The organism is Prosthecobacter sp. (genome assembly GCF_014879935.1).
In the GTDB taxonomy this organism is placed as follows: Bacteria; Verrucomicrobiota; Verrucomicrobiia; order Verrucomicrobiales; family Verrucomicrobiaceae; genus Prosthecobacter.
In genome coordinates this window covers 18,438-33,987 of the sequence record NZ_JACSRD010000072.1, presented here as the reverse complement: position 1 = coordinate 33,987, position 15,550 = coordinate 18,438, and the positions used below count along the sequence as shown (strand labels likewise).

11 protein-coding genes and 1 tRNA gene are annotated in these 15,550 nt (G+C 63.0%); 1 reads left to right on the top strand and 11 read right to left on the bottom strand.

The window, feature by feature from the left end; genetic code table 11:
* Window positions 1-428 precede the first annotated feature (428 nt).
* Window positions 429-836 carry a DUF2721 domain-containing protein gene (locus IAE77_RS03375; RefSeq protein WP_294221813.1) on the top strand — a complete coding sequence of 136 codons (408 nt, stop codon included), beginning with the start codon at window positions 429-431 and terminating at the stop codon, window positions 834-836.
* 34 nt (window positions 837-870) lie between these two features.
* Here IAE77_RS03375 and IAE77_RS03370 read toward each other — a convergent pair whose 3' ends face one another.
* From IAE77_RS03370 to IAE77_RS03320, 11 genes are all read right to left on the bottom strand, one after another.
* Window positions 871-3,057, bottom strand: coding sequence for a hypothetical protein (locus IAE77_RS03370; protein WP_294221810.1), 2,187 nt, complete (start codon window positions 3,055-3,057; stop codon window positions 871-873).
* A 186-nt stretch (window positions 3,058-3,243) separates the two neighbouring features.
* Complete coding sequence (locus tag IAE77_RS03365; protein ID WP_294221808.1) at window positions 3,244-7,326, bottom strand: autotransporter-associated beta strand repeat-containing protein; 4,083 nt, start codon at window positions 7,324-7,326, stop codon at window positions 3,244-3,246.
* A 99-nt stretch (window positions 7,327-7,425) separates the two neighbouring features.
* Entirely contained in the window at window positions 7,426-8,037 is a 612-nt protein-coding gene (locus IAE77_RS03360; RefSeq protein ID WP_294221806.1) for a lysophospholipid acyltransferase family protein, read from the bottom strand.
* A 27-nt stretch (window positions 8,038-8,064) separates the two neighbouring features.
* Window positions 8,065-8,706 carry a (d)CMP kinase gene (gene cmk, locus IAE77_RS03355; protein WP_294221803.1) on the bottom strand — a complete coding sequence of 214 codons (642 nt, stop codon included), beginning with the start codon at window positions 8,704-8,706 and terminating at the stop codon, window positions 8,065-8,067.
* On the bottom strand, window positions 8,703-10,085 hold the full coding sequence (gene aroA / locus IAE77_RS03350; protein ID WP_294221800.1) for a 3-phosphoshikimate 1-carboxyvinyltransferase: 1,383 nt from the start codon (window positions 10,083-10,085) through the stop codon (window positions 8,703-8,705). The genes cmk and aroA overlap by 4 nt, the downstream gene beginning before the upstream one ends.
* A 6-nt stretch (window positions 10,086-10,091) precedes the next feature.
* Window positions 10,092-10,955: a prephenate dehydrogenase/arogenate dehydrogenase family protein gene (locus IAE77_RS03345; protein WP_294221796.1), complete on the bottom strand. Its 864-nt coding sequence runs from the start codon at window positions 10,953-10,955 to the stop codon at window positions 10,092-10,094.
* Between the two features lie 107 nt (window positions 10,956-11,062).
* A complete protein-coding gene (locus IAE77_RS03340) occupies window positions 11,063-11,566 on the bottom strand; it encodes a hypothetical protein (protein ID WP_294221793.1) in 504 nt (167 codons plus the stop codon).
* Window positions 11,567-11,595: 29 nt separating this feature from the next.
* A complete protein-coding gene (gene dnaN, locus IAE77_RS03335; RefSeq protein ID WP_294221790.1) occupies window positions 11,596-12,693 on the bottom strand; it encodes a DNA polymerase III subunit beta in 1,098 nt (365 codons plus the stop codon).
* Window positions 12,694-12,798: 105 nt separating this feature from the next.
* Window positions 12,799-13,290, bottom strand: coding sequence for a hypothetical protein (locus IAE77_RS03330; protein ID WP_294221788.1), 492 nt, complete (start codon window positions 13,288-13,290; stop codon window positions 12,799-12,801).
* A gap of 222 nt (window positions 13,291-13,512) precedes the next feature.
* A tRNA-Ala gene (locus IAE77_RS03325) sits at window positions 13,513-13,588 on the bottom strand.
* Between the two features lie 70 nt (window positions 13,589-13,658).
* Window positions 13,659-15,380 (bottom strand): hypothetical protein, encoded by a 1,722-nt coding sequence (locus tag IAE77_RS03320; protein WP_294221785.1) that lies wholly within the window; start codon window positions 15,378-15,380, stop codon window positions 13,659-13,661.
* Window positions 15,381-15,550 lie beyond the last annotated feature (170 nt).

The following is a 15,550-nucleotide window of genomic DNA, read 5'->3' as shown; positions in this document are numbered from 1 at the left end:
CACCCGCTGCGGTCCCGCCACTTCTCGAAACGCCTCGGAGCAGCGATGCCAGTCCACGAAATCAATGGTGTCGGGCACACGTAGCTCCAGCGCCTCGCGGAGCGGGTTGATGACCTTTCCGGGCAGCGGCTCCTCGGCGTCGATGACGAAATCAAAGTCAGTGGTCGGCAAGGCTTCCCCTGTTGCCCGGGAATCGACGAGATGAAGTGACACCGGTCGTTCTGCGCCGATGCGACGCTTTGCATCCTCGTGCAAGAGACCGCACACGCGCTGCTGAAGGCCGCGCCGCGGATTTCAGCCCCCTGGCGCTATCCTGGTGAGACGCCGAACCGGACACGCGAGACGGTGCGCTTCTATTCCCCACATCAAGACGATTGGGACCATGCTGCCCGCTTGCCGGATCAGGTTGTTGGAACGACTGAATCGTCATGCTCCTGCCCGAACTCCCGCTTTCCACGCCTTCCCTGCTGTTTCCGGCGATCTCGCTGCTGATGCTGGCCTACACGAACCGGTTTCTGGGGCTGGCGGCGGTGGTGCGGGGGCTGCATGCGAACTGGAAGAGCTCGCAGGAGCCGATGCTTGTGAAGCAGATTCAAAACCTGCGGAAGCGCATCCAGATCATCAAGCACATGCAGACGCTGGGCGTGCTGAGCCTGATGTTTTGCGTGGTGAGCATGACGCTGATCTTTTTTGACCGCCAGACGGGCGGCCAGATCACGTTCGGCCTGAGCCTGGTCCTGATGCTGGGCTCGCTGACGCTGTCGTTGGTGGAGATCCAGATGTCCGGGACGGCGCTGGATCTGCAATTGCGCGATGTGCAGTGCCGCGAAGAATGAACCTGCGGCCGTGTCTCACGGAAGGCTCCCGTGATCAGCCTGCGGTGGCCGCGTCCTTCACGATGCGGCGGAGGAGCGGGAAGAGGGCGTCCTCGCATTCCTTGCGCTTGAAGCGGAGCTGGCGTTTGACGAGCGGATTGCCGAACATGCGGTGACTGTCGGGTGCCTTGCCGTCGAGGATGGCCTGCCAGGTGGCGTTGGAGGCGTCCAGCGCGGAGGCGAGGCTCTGATCGAGGACGGGAATGCGCAGCACCATGTCTTGAGGGCGAACGATCTCGTCGAGCACATCGGTGGGAACGGGGCCGTCCTTGAGGCTGACGACGATGATGGCGGGCGCGTCGCCGAAAACGGAGGTGCGCCACTGTTTGATGGCGGGAAGGGTGGCGGCCTTGGCGGTGACGGGATGGATGGGCAGCCAGTGGAGGCCGTCGTCCTCACGCAGGCTCTGGATGATCTCTGGATTCAGGTCGCGGGCGAGGATGTCCTGGCAGCTTGCGGGCAAGTCGGCGAGCACTAGTTTGCCCTCCATGGCGGTCTCGACCATGCGGCGCATGGAGTCCACGTTGTCGATGGGCATGGATTCGATCTTTTCCGGGGCGATCTTCTGGAAGTCGCGGTTTCCCAGGGCATCACAGTCAAACATGGCGACGTCGTCACGCGATTCAAAACCCGCCAGCTCATACAGGAGGCGTGCGATGGTGCTCTTGCCGGTGCCACCGCTGCCTGCGGTGATGAGGATCATTTTCATGGGACGTTGCGGTAGCTCATCGAGACGATGGTTGAAAGGAAAAACGGTGCCGGATTGCGGCACGATTTCGACCGGAGGCGGAGCGGACTCCGGCACAGGCGGCGCTGCAGGGACCGGCATGACCGCAGCAGGGGCGGGCGGAGGCATGCGGGCAGGTGCCTTAGTCGGGGGCTTCTCCGATTTTGTTCTCGTCGAGCCTGAAAACGGGGAGGCCAGCGAGCAATGGAACATGCCGGGCAGATCCTGACGGTCAGAGGACTGGATGTTGTAGCCGGAGAGGCTGTAGGTGCCGTCGTGCAGGGTCTGCCAGAGGCGGTTGAACTGCTCGTCAAAGTCACCACGCAGGTCGGCGAAGGGCCTGCCGGGCGCCACAGCCTCCCGGATGGCGATGGGAGAACGGGCGAGCGCACGACAGCCGCTGGCAGACTCCAGGGCCACGGAAAACTCCGGAATGCAGTCGAGTCGGATGTCGAGCATCTTGGTGTCGGTGGCGTTTTCACGAATGCCGGGGAGGCGGAGCAGGATGCGCTCCGGGTCCATCACGAGTCCCAGCACCGGGACGGCGGAGGCCTGCTCGCGCAGGCGGGACTGGAGCATGGTGATCTCGATCGTCGTGAGGCGGTTCCGGTGTGCGAGGAGCCGTGAAAGCCGGACGGAGGTGGCTGGCAGGCGGCTTTCTTCCGTACGGCCATACACGCGGCCATTCCCTTTCGGCGGCGGCAGCTCGGGGTGCCAGCGCTCGTTCACCATGAGCTGGGACATCATGTTCGAGCCACGCAGGCCGCGCGTGACCGCCGCCGTGGCCATGAGCATGACGTTTTTGATTTCGACGACGCTCAGCCGCGTGGTTCCCGTCTCCGTGACCTCCCGCAGGTGGGCCAGGAGCGAGGATGGAATGCGTGCCGCGGCGATGTCAGAGATGGCGGCCGATGAATGCCCGTTGATCAGCATCAGGCAGAGCCGCAGAAGGTTCGCCGCCGTGTCTGCGCGGCGGAGCGGCCGCGTTTCAAAACGATCCACGAACAGTTGAAGGAACTCCCGCTGCCACAGCCCCACCCGGCTGGCCAGTGGATCGACAAACGAGGCCGCCTCCGGGAGAAACGACTCCAGCGCCTCCAGTTCCGCCGCCAAGCGCCAGACGAGCACGCAGGCGATGCCCACCGGCAGCGCTCCGAGGCGGTGGCAGTAGGCCTTCACGCTCTCACCGGGGGCGGTGCCCATCATCACATGGATCTGCGTGCCTTCGTTCGAGAGGTCCAGCACCCGCGGCAGCGAGGGAAAATACGTGCCCAGCAGGGGGCACAGCCACAGCGACTCGGCACGAGAGAAGGACTGCTTCACGAACCACGGGCCGTCATCCTGGCAGAGCATCTGCACGTCCCCCGCCGGCCTCGCAGCCCCGTTCGTGCCTCCCTTGGAGACAGGGAGGCCTTCGGTCTTCAGGGAGCGTTTAAAGGCATCTTGAGCGGGCATGAGACGGGCTTAGGCGTACAGCAATTTTGATGTAAACCTAATCAAGAATGAAGCAAAACCGCACAAATTAGTTGTCTGCTTTGTGTCACCGCGCTCTTGAAATTCCAACTCATGCGGCCAATTCGCACTCCGTCCGCATCGACGTGACCTGCACGGCCATCAGACGCTCCCTGCCCGCCTGCAACATCAGCGGCGACGGCGAAAAATCAGGCCGCCAAAACCAAGCAGCAGCAGCAGGCATCTCGTTGGCTCAGGAACGACCACGATGATGCCATGGCTGGCAAAGAGGCTGATGTCCCAGGCGTAGCCGCTCGCGAGGATGTCAGGCAGATCGAGATCGAAGGTGGAGTCAGACGATCCATCCCGCAAAGTGGGGCCGAGATTCGAAGAGAAGGTGCCGCCGACGACCTCCGTCCAGTCCAGCAGATTGAAGATCTGGCCTGCGACAGGTGTGAACGACACGGGCTGCACCGTAATCTTGGCCCCCGTTTCCTGGGTGAAGGCCCCGGTGATGCTCAACTGGTCATGCAGCGTGCCTCCTGAGCCGCCTCCATTGGCGATCACGTAGGCCTCGTAGCCGGGCGTGCCGGGAAACTGGCCACCAAAGCCGTCGCTGCTCGTGAACGTGGCCCCGGTGATCTGAAGCGTGGCGCCTGAGCCGCTCTTCAACACAAGCCCGCTGCCAAAGGTGAGCGTGCCGAGGCCAGCGGCGACCGCTGGATCACCCGGGCTGAGGGTACCGCCTGTTTGAATGGTGGTGGCACCGCCAAGAGTGCCCGTACCGCCCAGCGTGCCGGAACTGACGGTGACGGCACCGGTGGCGGCGCTTTGATCGCCGTTGATCAGCAGCGTGGTGGAGCCACTGAGCACCGTGGCACCGGTGTAAGTGTTGTTTCCGCTGAAAACCACGGCGGAGGCTCCTGAGCCCGCGATCGTGATGCCCGAACCGACGGCGGTCTCGCTGATCACGCCGGTGAAATACGTGTTCGCCGTGGAGCTGTTTGTCAGCGTGCGGCTGCCGCTGCTGAGATCCACCGCTCCGGCGAAGGTGAGTGTTTTGTCCACGCTGCCAGAGGTGATGGTCGTGTCCGCCCGAAACTCGACATTGTTGTGCAGCGTGATATGACCGGCCGTGGAGGCCCGGGTGGAGGCACCGCCGAGAATCAGAGTGCCGGTGCCATAAGGCCCGCTGACGACGGCACCCGGCGTGCCAATGGAACTCACCTGCACGATCGACGAACCGAGGAACAACCCGGTCGGCCCTGAGTACAGGTGCTGCTGGTTCGTCACCATCGTGCCCGTGCCGTAGTAGCTGACCCCGGCGGTCCCGGTCATGACCGAGGAGAACGTGGTGTTCGCACCCGAATTGATGATGATGACACCCTCCCGGTTGCCGAAGGCGAGCGTGCCACCGCCGCCGAAGGTCAGACTGTTTCCCGAGGCGAAGAGGATCATGCCGCTGGCCACCGTCAGTGTCTTGCCCGACCCGATGGTGCCGCCGGCACCGGCAAAGATGAGCGAATTGACACTCGTGGAGGCCGACAGCGTCGTGGCACTGGTGATCCGCACGTTGTCGCCGCTGGCGAAGCTGTTTTGCGTGAATTCATCGACCGGGTTAAGCGGCCGCAGGCCGGTCGCGGCATGGTAGGTGAGAAAAGTGTTCGCCGTGCCGGTCGCGGTGCCGACGCCGCCGCTGCTGGCTCCTGCCTCGCCATACATGCCGGGGACGATTTGCAGATTCTTCACCGTTCCCAGCCCCGTGGCCGCCGCAGGCGTGGTGCCGGCCAGGTCCGGTGCGCTGGTGAAGACAAGGCGCGAGAGACTGGCCGTGCTGGTGCTGTCCAGGCCCAGGTTCACGCCGTTCACAAACAGCAGGCCGCCGCTGGCGACGCGCGAAAAGCTGCCCGCCGTGAGCGTGGCGGCGTTTGTGCCGCCATAGGTCAGTGTGAGGGTGGAACGCTTCGAATGAGCGATGATGGAGCCGATGGTCTCCGATGAACTGGCGAGATCGGATCCGCGATAGATCATGCTGCCGCCACGGAAGGAAACAGAAGCCGAGTCGGCGAGACGATTGGAGCCGTTGTTGCCGGTGCCGAGATTGTCGAGCGCCAGCGTGCCGCCGTTCAGGAGAAGATTGCCGCTGGCGAGCGATCCATTCGAGCCCGTGAAGCCGGTGACGGAAGTCTTGCCGATCTGGATCGTCCCGGCGTTCAGAATCGTGTCGCCGGTGTAGCCGTTCGCAGCGACGAAGGTCTGGGTGAAGGAGCCGTTTTTCACCAGGGCCATGCTGCTGGTGCCATCGTTCAACCTGCCGTTAAAAACGAGCTCGTTGCTGCCGAGGCTGGTGCCGGAGAGCGTGAGAGTGGACGCCGCGCTGCCATTGTTCAGCACGGACAGCACCAGGCCGGTGGCGTGGTTGTTGGCGGTGTCGAGGCCGGTGAAGGCGCTGGTGTGGCCGTTGAGGTCCACGGTGATGGCCACGGTCGCCGTGACGGCCAGGAACACCGACAGCTTGCTTGTGCCGCTGAGCGCGTTGTCCACGCCGATGACCAGCCTGCCGCCGGAGCCGCCGTTGGCGAAGAGCTGTGTGTCGCCCGTGTAGGTGCTGACGGCGTTGAGGATGGTGGTGGCGTTGTTCGCGCGGCTGTAGAGCATGCCGCCGGTGCCGCTGATCACGCCATTGACGATCAGCGTGCCGCCTTCACCGCCTCCAATGCGGGTGTCCCCGGCGGCTGTGACGATGTTTCCGGACCAAGTGGCAGTGGCGCTGGACGCGGTCTGCAAAGCGCCGCTGTTGTTTCCACCAGTGCCGGAAAGCGTGAGGGTCTTGCCAGCGACCTGGATGCCGCTTTGCAGCACCACCCGGCCGCCGGAACTCACGGTCAGGCCGCCACTGCTGCCGACGGCTGCATCGTTGCCCACGGTCACGAAACCGCCGCTGTTCACCTGGAAGGCAAGGGTGTCCGCCAGGGTGTTGGCTCCCGTGAGGGTGAGGCCCGCGCCGACGGTGATGTTGCCGCTGAGCGTGTTGTTTCCGCTCATGACGAGAATGCCGCCCGTCACCGAGGTGGCGCCGCCGTAGGTGTTGTCTCCGGACAGGGTGAGCGTGCCTGTGCCGCTCTTGACGAGGTTCACGACGCCGGCCCCGTCCTGGATGATGCCGCTGTAGGTCGTGCTCGTGGTTTGATTGAGCGTGAGCGTGCCGGCTGTGGCACCATTGTTGGTGACGAAGCTGCCACCGGCACCGTTGCCGCCGCCGCTGCGTTGCAGGCCGCCAAGCGTTTGGCTGAATCCATTGAGGTCGAAGATCGAATCCTCACTGGCGGAGGTGGTGTCGAGGTCGAGAACAGTGCCTGTGGGCAAGGCATTCGAGGCACCAAGCTGCAAACGGCCGCGAATCACACCAGTCGTGCCGGTGTAGGTGTTGGCGGTGCCAGAAATGCGCACGGTGCCAAGGCTCGCGCCACTGCCGGGCGCGGAAATGAGGAGACTGCCCGTGGTGCCGTTCTGTATGACACCACTGAGTTCCAGAAGACCGCCGGAAAGGGCGCCAACCCGCCCGCCAGAGTCCAGAATGACCGCTCCGGCCCAAGTGGCGGATGCATTGGCCGCCGCTCGCAGGCCACCGAAGAAATCGCCGCCTGCAGACCCGAGATTCAGGCTTTCTCCAGCGATGCTGACGCCATTTTGCAACTCAATCACACCACTGGAGGTCACGCTTGTGCCCGTGGAGGCTCCGCCCAGGGCGCTGTCATTGGCGAGGCTCAACGTGCCTGCCGTCACACTCACGCTGCCATTGAAGGTGTTTGTGCCGGAGAGGATCAACGTCCCCGCACCAGCCTTCGCCAGGTCTCCATTCGCGATGGCCTCGCTGATCGTGGCGACATGCGCCGCCGAGGTCACGGTGATGATGCTGCCCGTCGAGAGCGAGAACAGGCTGTCGTTGTTCGCATCGGCGATGATGTAGCCGTTGCTGTTGAAGGTGAGGTGCATCGCCACCACGTCGCTGGCGATCTCCACCGTTTCCCCGGTTCCGCCAAAGACCGCATCGTTGCCATCGGTCCAGGGGACGTTGCCGTTCCAATTCGGCGCGGTGAGGCTCCAGTCGTTGCTGGCATTCGCGTCCAGCCAGGTCTGCACCGCAGCGTGACTGAGGGAGCTCGCCAAGGTGCAAACGAGCAAAAGCAGGCAGAAAAAGCGGCGGCAGGTCCGGGTGGACGACAAAACGCGCCGCAGCACGGCGCTGGCCGCGAAGGGTTGGTGCATCATGGGTTTTGGGGGCGTGAAAAATACGTCCCGCCTCTGACAAGCCAACCTGAAACCGTGTTGCGTCGTGAGGTCAGCGCAGTTTTTGCATTGTGGCGACAATCACGACACAAGGTCGCCAATGCGGGCCATGACATCGTTCGCAAGTGCCTGGTAAAGCTCCTTGCCCTCCAGGTGATAGCTCCCGAGGTCAGGCAGCCAGAGATCCCCCACCACCAGCTTGATCCGTGCAGGACGCAAGGTCTTGGCACCTCGTGGATAGGCCTCGTAGCTGCCGAAAATGCGCACTGGAAGCACCGGTGCCTTCGTTTTCGCGATGAAGAGCCCCACGCCGGCCTCCGCAGGCTGCAAACTGCCATCAGGACTGCGCGTGCCCTCGGGGAAGATCAAAACCTTCTCGCCCTGCCGCAGGAAACGGATCGTCGTCTTCAGCGAGGTCGCGTCAGGCTTGTCACGGTCGATGGGAACGGTCTGCCATTCGCGCAGCAGCCATCCGAGCACCGGATGATCGAACAGTGTCTTGCGTGCGAAGTAATGGATCGGCCCATCCAGCGCCTGGCCGACGAACGGAGGATCGAGAAAGCTGACGTGATTGCAGGCGATGAGGGCCGCGCCGGGAAATTGCAGCTTTTCAGCACCAATGACCTGGAAGTCGAACAATCCGCGGGCCAGTTCGCGGAAGAAGCGATGTCCGAGCCAGTAGGTGAAGTGCATCGTGAGGTCGCGGTTCCTGGTTCGCGCTCAGGAGAGCTTTAACGCCGCCAGCACCTGCTCGACAGCTTGTTCCAGCGTGATGTGCGAGTTGTCGATCACGATGGCACCATCCGGAACGACCAGCGGGCTGGCCTTGCGCTGCTTGTCGAGGCGGTCACGCTCGGCCACCTGGTCGGCATGCCCCTGGGCGCTGCGGCGGCTGGCGCGGACCTCCTCGCTGGCATCCACGTAAATCTTGTGCGGACTGTCGGGAAACACGACAGAACCGATGTCACGGCCTTCCATCACCAGCGGCCCGATCGCGATCAACGCACGCTGGTCGGCGACGAGGCGCTCACGCACCTCCGGCACCCGGGCGATGAAGGAAACGGCACGATTGACCGGATCACTGTTCAATTCGCCATCGCTGAGCGTGTGTCCCACGACGCAAACCTGCGTTTTTCCCTCCACAACAGGTGAATCGATCACAATGCCCGCAGCGGCAGTGCGCACAGCATCCGCATCCTGCGGATCGACTCCGGCCTGGAGCACTGCCCAGGTCATGGCGCGATACATGTTCCCCGTGTTCACATAGGTGAAGCCGAGACGCCGGGCGACGATGCGTGCGATGCTGCTTTTCCCGGAGGCGGCAGGACCGTCGATGGTGATGACAGGATGGGACGTGCTCATGCCTTGGCACGGTTCATTTTTTCCACCAGCGGCTGCGGCACGGTGGACATGACGGGGATCGGCCGCGCACCACCATCACCGCTCAAAAAAAAATCGAGGTGCTTCTCGAAGCCAGGATAGGACGTGGAGATGCACTCGGTGCCTTCGACCGTGGTCGTTCCTTCGGCAAACATGCCGGCCACCAGGAAGGCCATGGCGATGCGGTGGTCGTGCCAGCATGGCAGCGTCGCTCCCTGCAACTTCGCCCCGCCTTCGATCTCCATGCCGTCCGGATGCTCGGTGACGGTGACGCCCATCGCGCGGAGATTCTGCGCCACGGCGGCAATGCGGTCGGTTTCCTTCACACGAAGCTCTGCGGCGTCGCGAATGAGCGTCTTGCCACGGGCGAGAGCACCCGCGACGGCCAGGATCGGCAGCTCGTCGATGACATTCGGGATTTCAGCCCCGCCGATGACCGTGGCGTTCAGATCACCGCCACGGACGATGATGTTGCCACGCGGTTCGCCGTCGTCATGCGTCTCGGAATGAGTCACGAGCGCCCCCATGCGCAGGAGGACATTAATGACGCCGGTGCGCGTGGGATTGAGGCCGACATTTTTCAGCGTGATCTGCGATCCGGGCGTCGCAGCGGCCGCGACCATCCAGAACGCGGCGCTGGAGATGTCCCCAGGCACCACGATGTCCGTCGCCCGCGGCTCCTGGCCGCCATAGACGCTGACGCAGTCGTCCTCACGCAGCCATTTGATGCCAAAGTGGGTGAACAGGCGCTCGGTGTGATTACGGGTGGGCACCGGCTCGACGACGGTCGTCTTCCCCTGCGCGAACAAACCGGCGAGCAGCACGGCGCTTTTCACCTGGGCGCTGGCGACGGGCAGCTTGTAGTAGATGGGCTTCAATCCGCCGCCTTCGATGGTCAACGGCGCGCAGATTTTCTCGCCCTGGCCGGTGATCTTCGCGCCCATCTGACCCAGCGGATCAGCGACGCGCTTCATCGGACGGCGGGAGAGCGATGCGTCACCAAAGAGCTCGGTTTTGAACTCCTGGCCGGCAAGAATGCCCGAAAGCAGGCGGATGGTGGTGCCGGAATTGCCGCAATCGACCGGTTTGGCCGGTGCTTTCAATTTCATGCCGTTGCCGGTGATGGCGAGTTTGACCAGGCCGACACCTTCGACCGTCTCGAGCGGCTCCACAGTGGCGCCCAAGGCCTCCATCGCATGCACGGTGCACAGGCAGTCCTCGCTGGGCAGGAAGCCATCGATCACGGTCGTGCCTTTGGCGAGGCCGGCGAACATCGCGGAGCGGTGGGAGATGCTTTTGTCACCCGGAACGGTGATCTCGGCGGGGATGCTTTTGAGTTTCTTCGACTTGAGGCTGGCCATGATTCGTCAACCCGCCGGAAGGAGATCGCGCAGGGACTTGGCCCGGACGAGGAACTGGCGGAGCGCTTCTTCGTCCATGGTTTTGAGCATTTCAAGAAGGTCTCTCAGCACACCGGAGGCATCTTCGAGCGCGGACATGACCTCCGAGCGGTTGTTGAGGAAAATTCCCGCCCACATGGCCGGATCGCCGCCTGCGACACGGGTCGTGTCGCGAAATCCACCTGCGGCGCTGTCCAGCACGCTGGTGTCATCGTGCAGGGCGGCCAGCGTGGTGAGCACAGCCATGGCATGCGGCAGATGGGAGATCCGCGCCACGCAGCGGTCATGCTGCTGGGGGGTCATCTCCCGCACACGGCAGCCCAGTTTCACCCAGAAGGCACGCAGGCGGTCCACATCCTCGCGACGGCTGCCGCCAGTCGGGGTGAGCAGACAGGCCGCGTGATGAAACAAGTCTCCCGTGGCATTTGCCAGTCCGGTGCGTTGTGAGCCGGCCATCGGATGGCTGCCGATGAAGACGGCCTTCGTCGGGGCAAAAATCGGCTCCAAATCAGCCACCACACTGCCTTTCACACTGCCGACATCCGTCACCAGCAGGTCATCCGCCATTTCCGCGGCCGCCATCTGGCGTGCGATGTCCGGCATGTGCTGGATGGGCATGCACAGGATGGCCAGGGAGGTGCCACGGACCACCTCAGGCACGCTGGTTGACGCAAACACCGCCGGCATCTCCCGCCTCACCTCCTCGGCGGCCTCCTCGCGACGTGCCCAGACGCGAATCTCGACCCCCGGCAGCCTTTGAAGGATCGTTTTGATCAGGGAACCGCCCAGCAGGCCTGGGCTGAAGATGGCGATGGAACGTTCGACGGACACAATCAGAGAAAGTCAGCCCCAGTGCGGGCATCACGCGAGGCAATCATCACAAATGGCCGTCATCGTCGGGATGCCGGGCAGCCGGATCAATGCGGGGCCCGGACCCGTCACGGAACACGGAAGATCTTGCCCGTGTAGGGGCAGCGGGCCTTCTGGCCGGACTGGAAATCGCGCACGTCGATGGCCTGGCCGTTCGGATCGAAGGGACTCTTCACGAAGCCGGGCTTCCCGGTGATGCGAGTCGCATACGGGATCTCTGTGGGTGCAGGCGGCGGCGTGGGAGCCGGTGCAGGCGTGGTTCCGGGAGGCGTGACCGTCACCGGCGGAGGGACTGCAGTGTTGCTGCCGGGCGCGGGGGGCGGCGTGACCGCATCACCGGGATTCAGCGGCGCATTCGGGTCAGGCGGTTGCACTGCGGAGGCATTCGGATCTGTCATGTCCACGCCTTCGAAATACTGGCTCTGCTCCGGCGGCACTCCATAACGTGGCGGCACATCGAGCGAGCGGCCGCGTCCACGCCCCGGAGGCGGCGGATAAGCCGGCCCGTAGCAAGCCGGCAGACTGGCGGCGGTCAGAATGAGCAAGGCGGCGGCGGGAAGGCGGCTTTTCATGGCAGTTTCGAATGAGAGGGGCCGGTGGATCAGGCGTTCACGCGCATCGGCATGAGCACGTAGAGGAAGTTCGTGCCGCTGCGCAGCACACCGGGGCTGATTTCATCGATCAGATGCAGATGCACCTCGTCCGCGCTCAAATTGCGCAGCGGTGCCATGGCGAACTCGGGATTGAAGGCGATGGTGATCGGCACGCCCTTGTAGTTGATCGCGAGCGTTTCACGCGCCTCGCCCACGTCTGGCGAGGAGGCGACGATCTCGACACTGCCCGGCGTGAAGATGAACTTGATGGAGTTCGACTTGTCGGTCGTGAGCAGCGAGACGCGGGAGATCGCGCGGAGGAAGCCTTCACGATCCAGCGGGATGCGCTCCTTCGACTCTCCAGGGATGACCTGACGGTAGTTGGGGTAGTTGCCGTCGATCAGTTTGCTGACAAGGAAGCTGTCGCCGAGGTCAAATCCCACCTGCGAACCGGTGACTCGGATGGAGACCTCCCCGGAGTCACCCAGCAGGCGGGAAAGCTCGTTCACCGCCTTGGTCGGCACGATGATGTCGATCTCCTGGCTCTGCGGGAATTCGAGCTCCTGCTCCACCATCGCCAGACGGCGGCCGTCCGTGGCCACCATCGTGAGGGCGTTTTCCTTGAAGGAAAACAGGATGCCGTTGAGCACGTAGCGTGTCTCGTCGGTGGAGATGGCGTAGCTGGTCTTGCGCAGGCAGTCGCGCAGCATCTGCTGCTCGATCTTGAATTCCCGGGCGTCATCAAAGCGCGGCAGCGCGGGAAATTCCTCGCTGGTGAGGCCCAGGACCTTGAAAAAGCTGGGGCCGCTGCGGATCGAGGCGACATTTTTCTCATCCACCTTGACCTCGATCTCCTCGGCGGGCAGCTCGCGGACGATCGTGGCCAGACGGCGGGCGGGAAGCGTCGTCGCCCCCGGTTCATCGACCTCCGCAGGCACGGAACAAGTCACACCGACGTCGAGATCCGTGGTGGTGAGTTCGAGCACACCATCCCTGGCCTTGAGCAGGACGTTGGAAAGGATGGCTAGAGTGGTGCGCGAACTGACCACATGCTGGACTTGGTTGATGGCGCCCAGGAAGGATTCCTTGCTGATGGTGAACTTCATAAAAATGCCTGCTTTGGGGCGATTTGTTAACAAACCCCGAGTAAACGGCAAGGATATTGAGGAGAAAAATCCAGGTGTCTAACTGCAATGTGGATTCCTTCGTCCTCAGGGCGGGTCCAGCCTGCGAGGAACGGATTCAAACACCACAGGCACCGCCACTCCAAAAATGCGTGGCCGGGTCGTCCGCTCCGGCGACGCCTCGACCGCCAGGTGCTTGAAAAAGTCGTCGAAACGCAGGCTGCACTGCAGCCGCCGCTGGCTGCCATCGATCTTCGGGTTCACCTGAATCACGGCCTCGGTGAAGGGCGGCTTTGTTTTGATCGCCTGTGCCCGCTGGCGGCTCTCCTCCAGGCTGAGCGTCTTGTCCTTGATCACAGCGTCCAGCTTTTCGAGGTCTTCACGCGTGACGGGTGCCCAGAGACGCTGCCACACCAGGGGCCTCACCTTCACCGCCTGCACATTCGTCCAGCGCTTCTCCTCCGGCGACACCTGATCCCAGAAGCCGACGATCAGCATGAAGGGTTCATCGATGTCGAACTGCCGCAAGGCATCGCCGAGCCCGACGGGCGTTCCATGCTTGGCGGCCTTCGGATTCACGGGAATTCCGCCGTGATCGGGATTCGCTGACGCCGGTATGTCCCATTTCTGCGTCTGGCTGGCTGGAACGTATCCGCCAAAGAATGTCTCCCGCAGCCATCGCTCAAATTGCAGTCCGTGACTCTGAACTTCACGGCTGGAGGATCCACACGGCAGCAAGACGATGCTCGTCAGGACAAGGATCCGCAAAGGCTTCATCGGCTTCGATCCTGCACACGGGTTTGGTGGAGCATAGCGGGTTCGAACCGCTGACCTCCTGCATGCCATGCAGGCGCTCTACCAACTGAGCTAATGCCCCGGAATAAAAAACCGGCTCCCCTGGTTTTGGGGAGCCGGAGACTAGCAAAGAGGTCTGTTTTGACAAGCAGTTATTTGCTCTTCTTCGCATCACCTTTCGGAGCGGCGGCAGGTGCCGCGGCCGGAGCCGGTGCAGGAGCGGCTGCGCCACCCTGGGGCTTCGGCAGCTTGTCGAAGATCTTCTTGGCTTCCGTGACTTCCTCAGGCTTCATTTTGCCTTCGAGCTGCTTGATCACATTCGCGGTCACGTCCTTGTCAGCCTGGCTGCCGCCTTTTTCAGCGAGTTCGTCAGCCTGCTTGGCATAGGCCCACGCACGAGCGAGTTCCGGCGTGCCTGGAACAACACCCACGGCATACAGATTCGCCAGACGGAGCATCGCGAGCGCATTGCCCTGCTGGGCGGCGTCGGAGTAGTGACCGGCGGCCACCGTGCGGCTCTGGCGGACACCTGCGCCCTGCTCATACAGGATGCCGAGGGCGATCTGCGCAGGGGCGAAGCCCATGTCAGCGGCACGCTGATACCAGCCGGCGGCAGCGACAAGGTCCTGCGTGGTGCCGGTGCCATTTGCGTAAAGACCGGCGAGGCGGTTCATGGCCTGGGCGATGCCAGCGGTGGCGGCCTTCATGTGGAAGGCGAAGGCCTTTTGAGGGTCTTTGTCCACCACAGTGCCGGTTTCATAATAGACACCGACGTTGTAGAAGGCCTCGGCCAGATTGTTCTGGGCAGCGAGACGGTAGAGATCGAGGGCGCTCTTCGGATTGGGCTGAATGAGGATGTTGTCCTTGTCGTCACGCTTGCCCTTCGGGTCCTTGATGATGCCGGTTTCGAACGCATTGCCGAGGCGGAAGAGAGCCTGCGGATCGCTGCCGTTGGCGGCCTTGGTGTAGTATTCGAAGGCCTTCGTCACGTCCTGCTTCACATCGGCACCGTTCGCGCCGACACCGTTTTCATAAATCTGGCCGAGAATGCGGTTGGCGGCGGCAAGCCCCTTGGCAGCAGCGTCGTCGAACATCTTCAGCGCGGCGGCCACGTCCTTCTTGACCAGCTTCGGGCTGTCCTTGGTGTCAGGATCGCCATTAAGCAAGCGGGCGCCATAGGTGCTGAGAGCGACCGCGTTGCCCTGCTTGCCAGCTTCGATGAGGTAATCGAGCGCCTTCTGGTGATCCTGCGGGACGCCTTCCACTCCAGCGGAGTAAAGCTGGGCCAGGCCGAGGGTCGCCTCGCCGTCACCCGCCTTGTTGCCCTGTTCGAGCAGCGCCTTCGCCTTCTCAACGCTCTTCTCCACGATCACCGTGCCTTTTTCGCCTTCTGTGACGCCCTGGAGGTGCAGTTGGGCCAGCATGCGGCGGGCCACCTTGTTGTCAGCCGCTTCGGCTTCCTTGATCAGACCGATCGCTTCCTTGACCGCCGCAGGATTCTGCGCGCCAGCCTGCATCAGCACCTGAGCGAGTTCCGATTTGGCAAGAGTCTGGCCCGCATTGGCGGCTTCGCGGTAAAGAGCAGCCACCTCATTGATGTTGGCTCCGCTCAGCACTCCCCAGTGAGCGAGCGCGTAAAGCGCGTCCTTGTCCTTCTTCTGGGCGAGTTCACGAACCTTCGCGACCGCGTCATTGAATGCCTTGTTGATGTCCGCGTTGTTGGCACCGGGGCTTGCCTGAACCTTCTTCTGTTCGGTTTCAAGCGTCGTGAGGATATCGACAAATTCTTTCGATGCTCCGGGCATTTCGGCAGTGTCGATGCCGGCGACCGCGACGAGAGCCGCGAGTTTCAGTTTGATGGCTGTGAGTAGCATAGTGGTTGATTGGGGCGAGGGGCGTTTTGGACCCGGCGATGCGGGGAGCGTTCATTTTTCAGAAGAAAGCCCATGGAAATCAAGCTTTTGGTGAAAAGTTTTTTGTTAACGCCTCCGAAGTCTCGCACACAAACTCCCCAGGCTGCGCCGTTGACGCGATTCCTTCAGGC

What these genes read in the sequence shown, in the direction of transcription:
- aroA (WP_294221800.1), bottom strand. Translation starts at nt 10,085, where the DNA reads ATGGCCAGCCTCAAGTCGAAGAAACTCAAAAGCATCCCCGCCGAGATC.
- IAE77_RS03370 (WP_294221810.1), bottom strand. Translation starts at nt 3,057, where the DNA reads ATGCCCGCTCAAGATGCCTTTAAACGCTCCCTGAAGACCGAAGGCCTC.
- IAE77_RS03365 (WP_294221808.1), bottom strand. Translation starts at nt 7,326, where the DNA reads ATGATGCACCAACCCTTCGCGGCCAGCGCCGTGCTGCGGCGCGTTTTG.
- IAE77_RS03320 (WP_294221785.1), bottom strand. Translation starts at nt 15,380, where the DNA reads ATGCTACTCACAGCCATCAAACTGAAACTCGCGGCTCTCGTCGCGGTC.
- IAE77_RS03340 (WP_294221793.1), bottom strand. Translation starts at nt 11,566, where the DNA reads ATGAAAAGCCGCCTTCCCGCCGCCGCCTTGCTCATTCTGACCGCCGCC.
- IAE77_RS03375 (WP_294221813.1), top strand. Translation starts at nt 429, where the DNA reads ATGCTCCTGCCCGAACTCCCGCTTTCCACGCCTTCCCTGCTGTTTCCG.
- IAE77_RS03360 (WP_294221806.1), bottom strand. Translation starts at nt 8,037, where the DNA reads ATGCACTTCACCTACTGGCTCGGACATCGCTTCTTCCGCGAACTGGCC.
- dnaN (WP_294221790.1), bottom strand. Translation starts at nt 12,693, where the DNA reads ATGAAGTTCACCATCAGCAAGGAATCCTTCCTGGGCGCCATCAACCAA.
- cmk (WP_294221803.1), bottom strand. Translation starts at nt 8,706, where the DNA reads ATGAGCACGTCCCATCCTGTCATCACCATCGACGGTCCTGCCGCCTCC.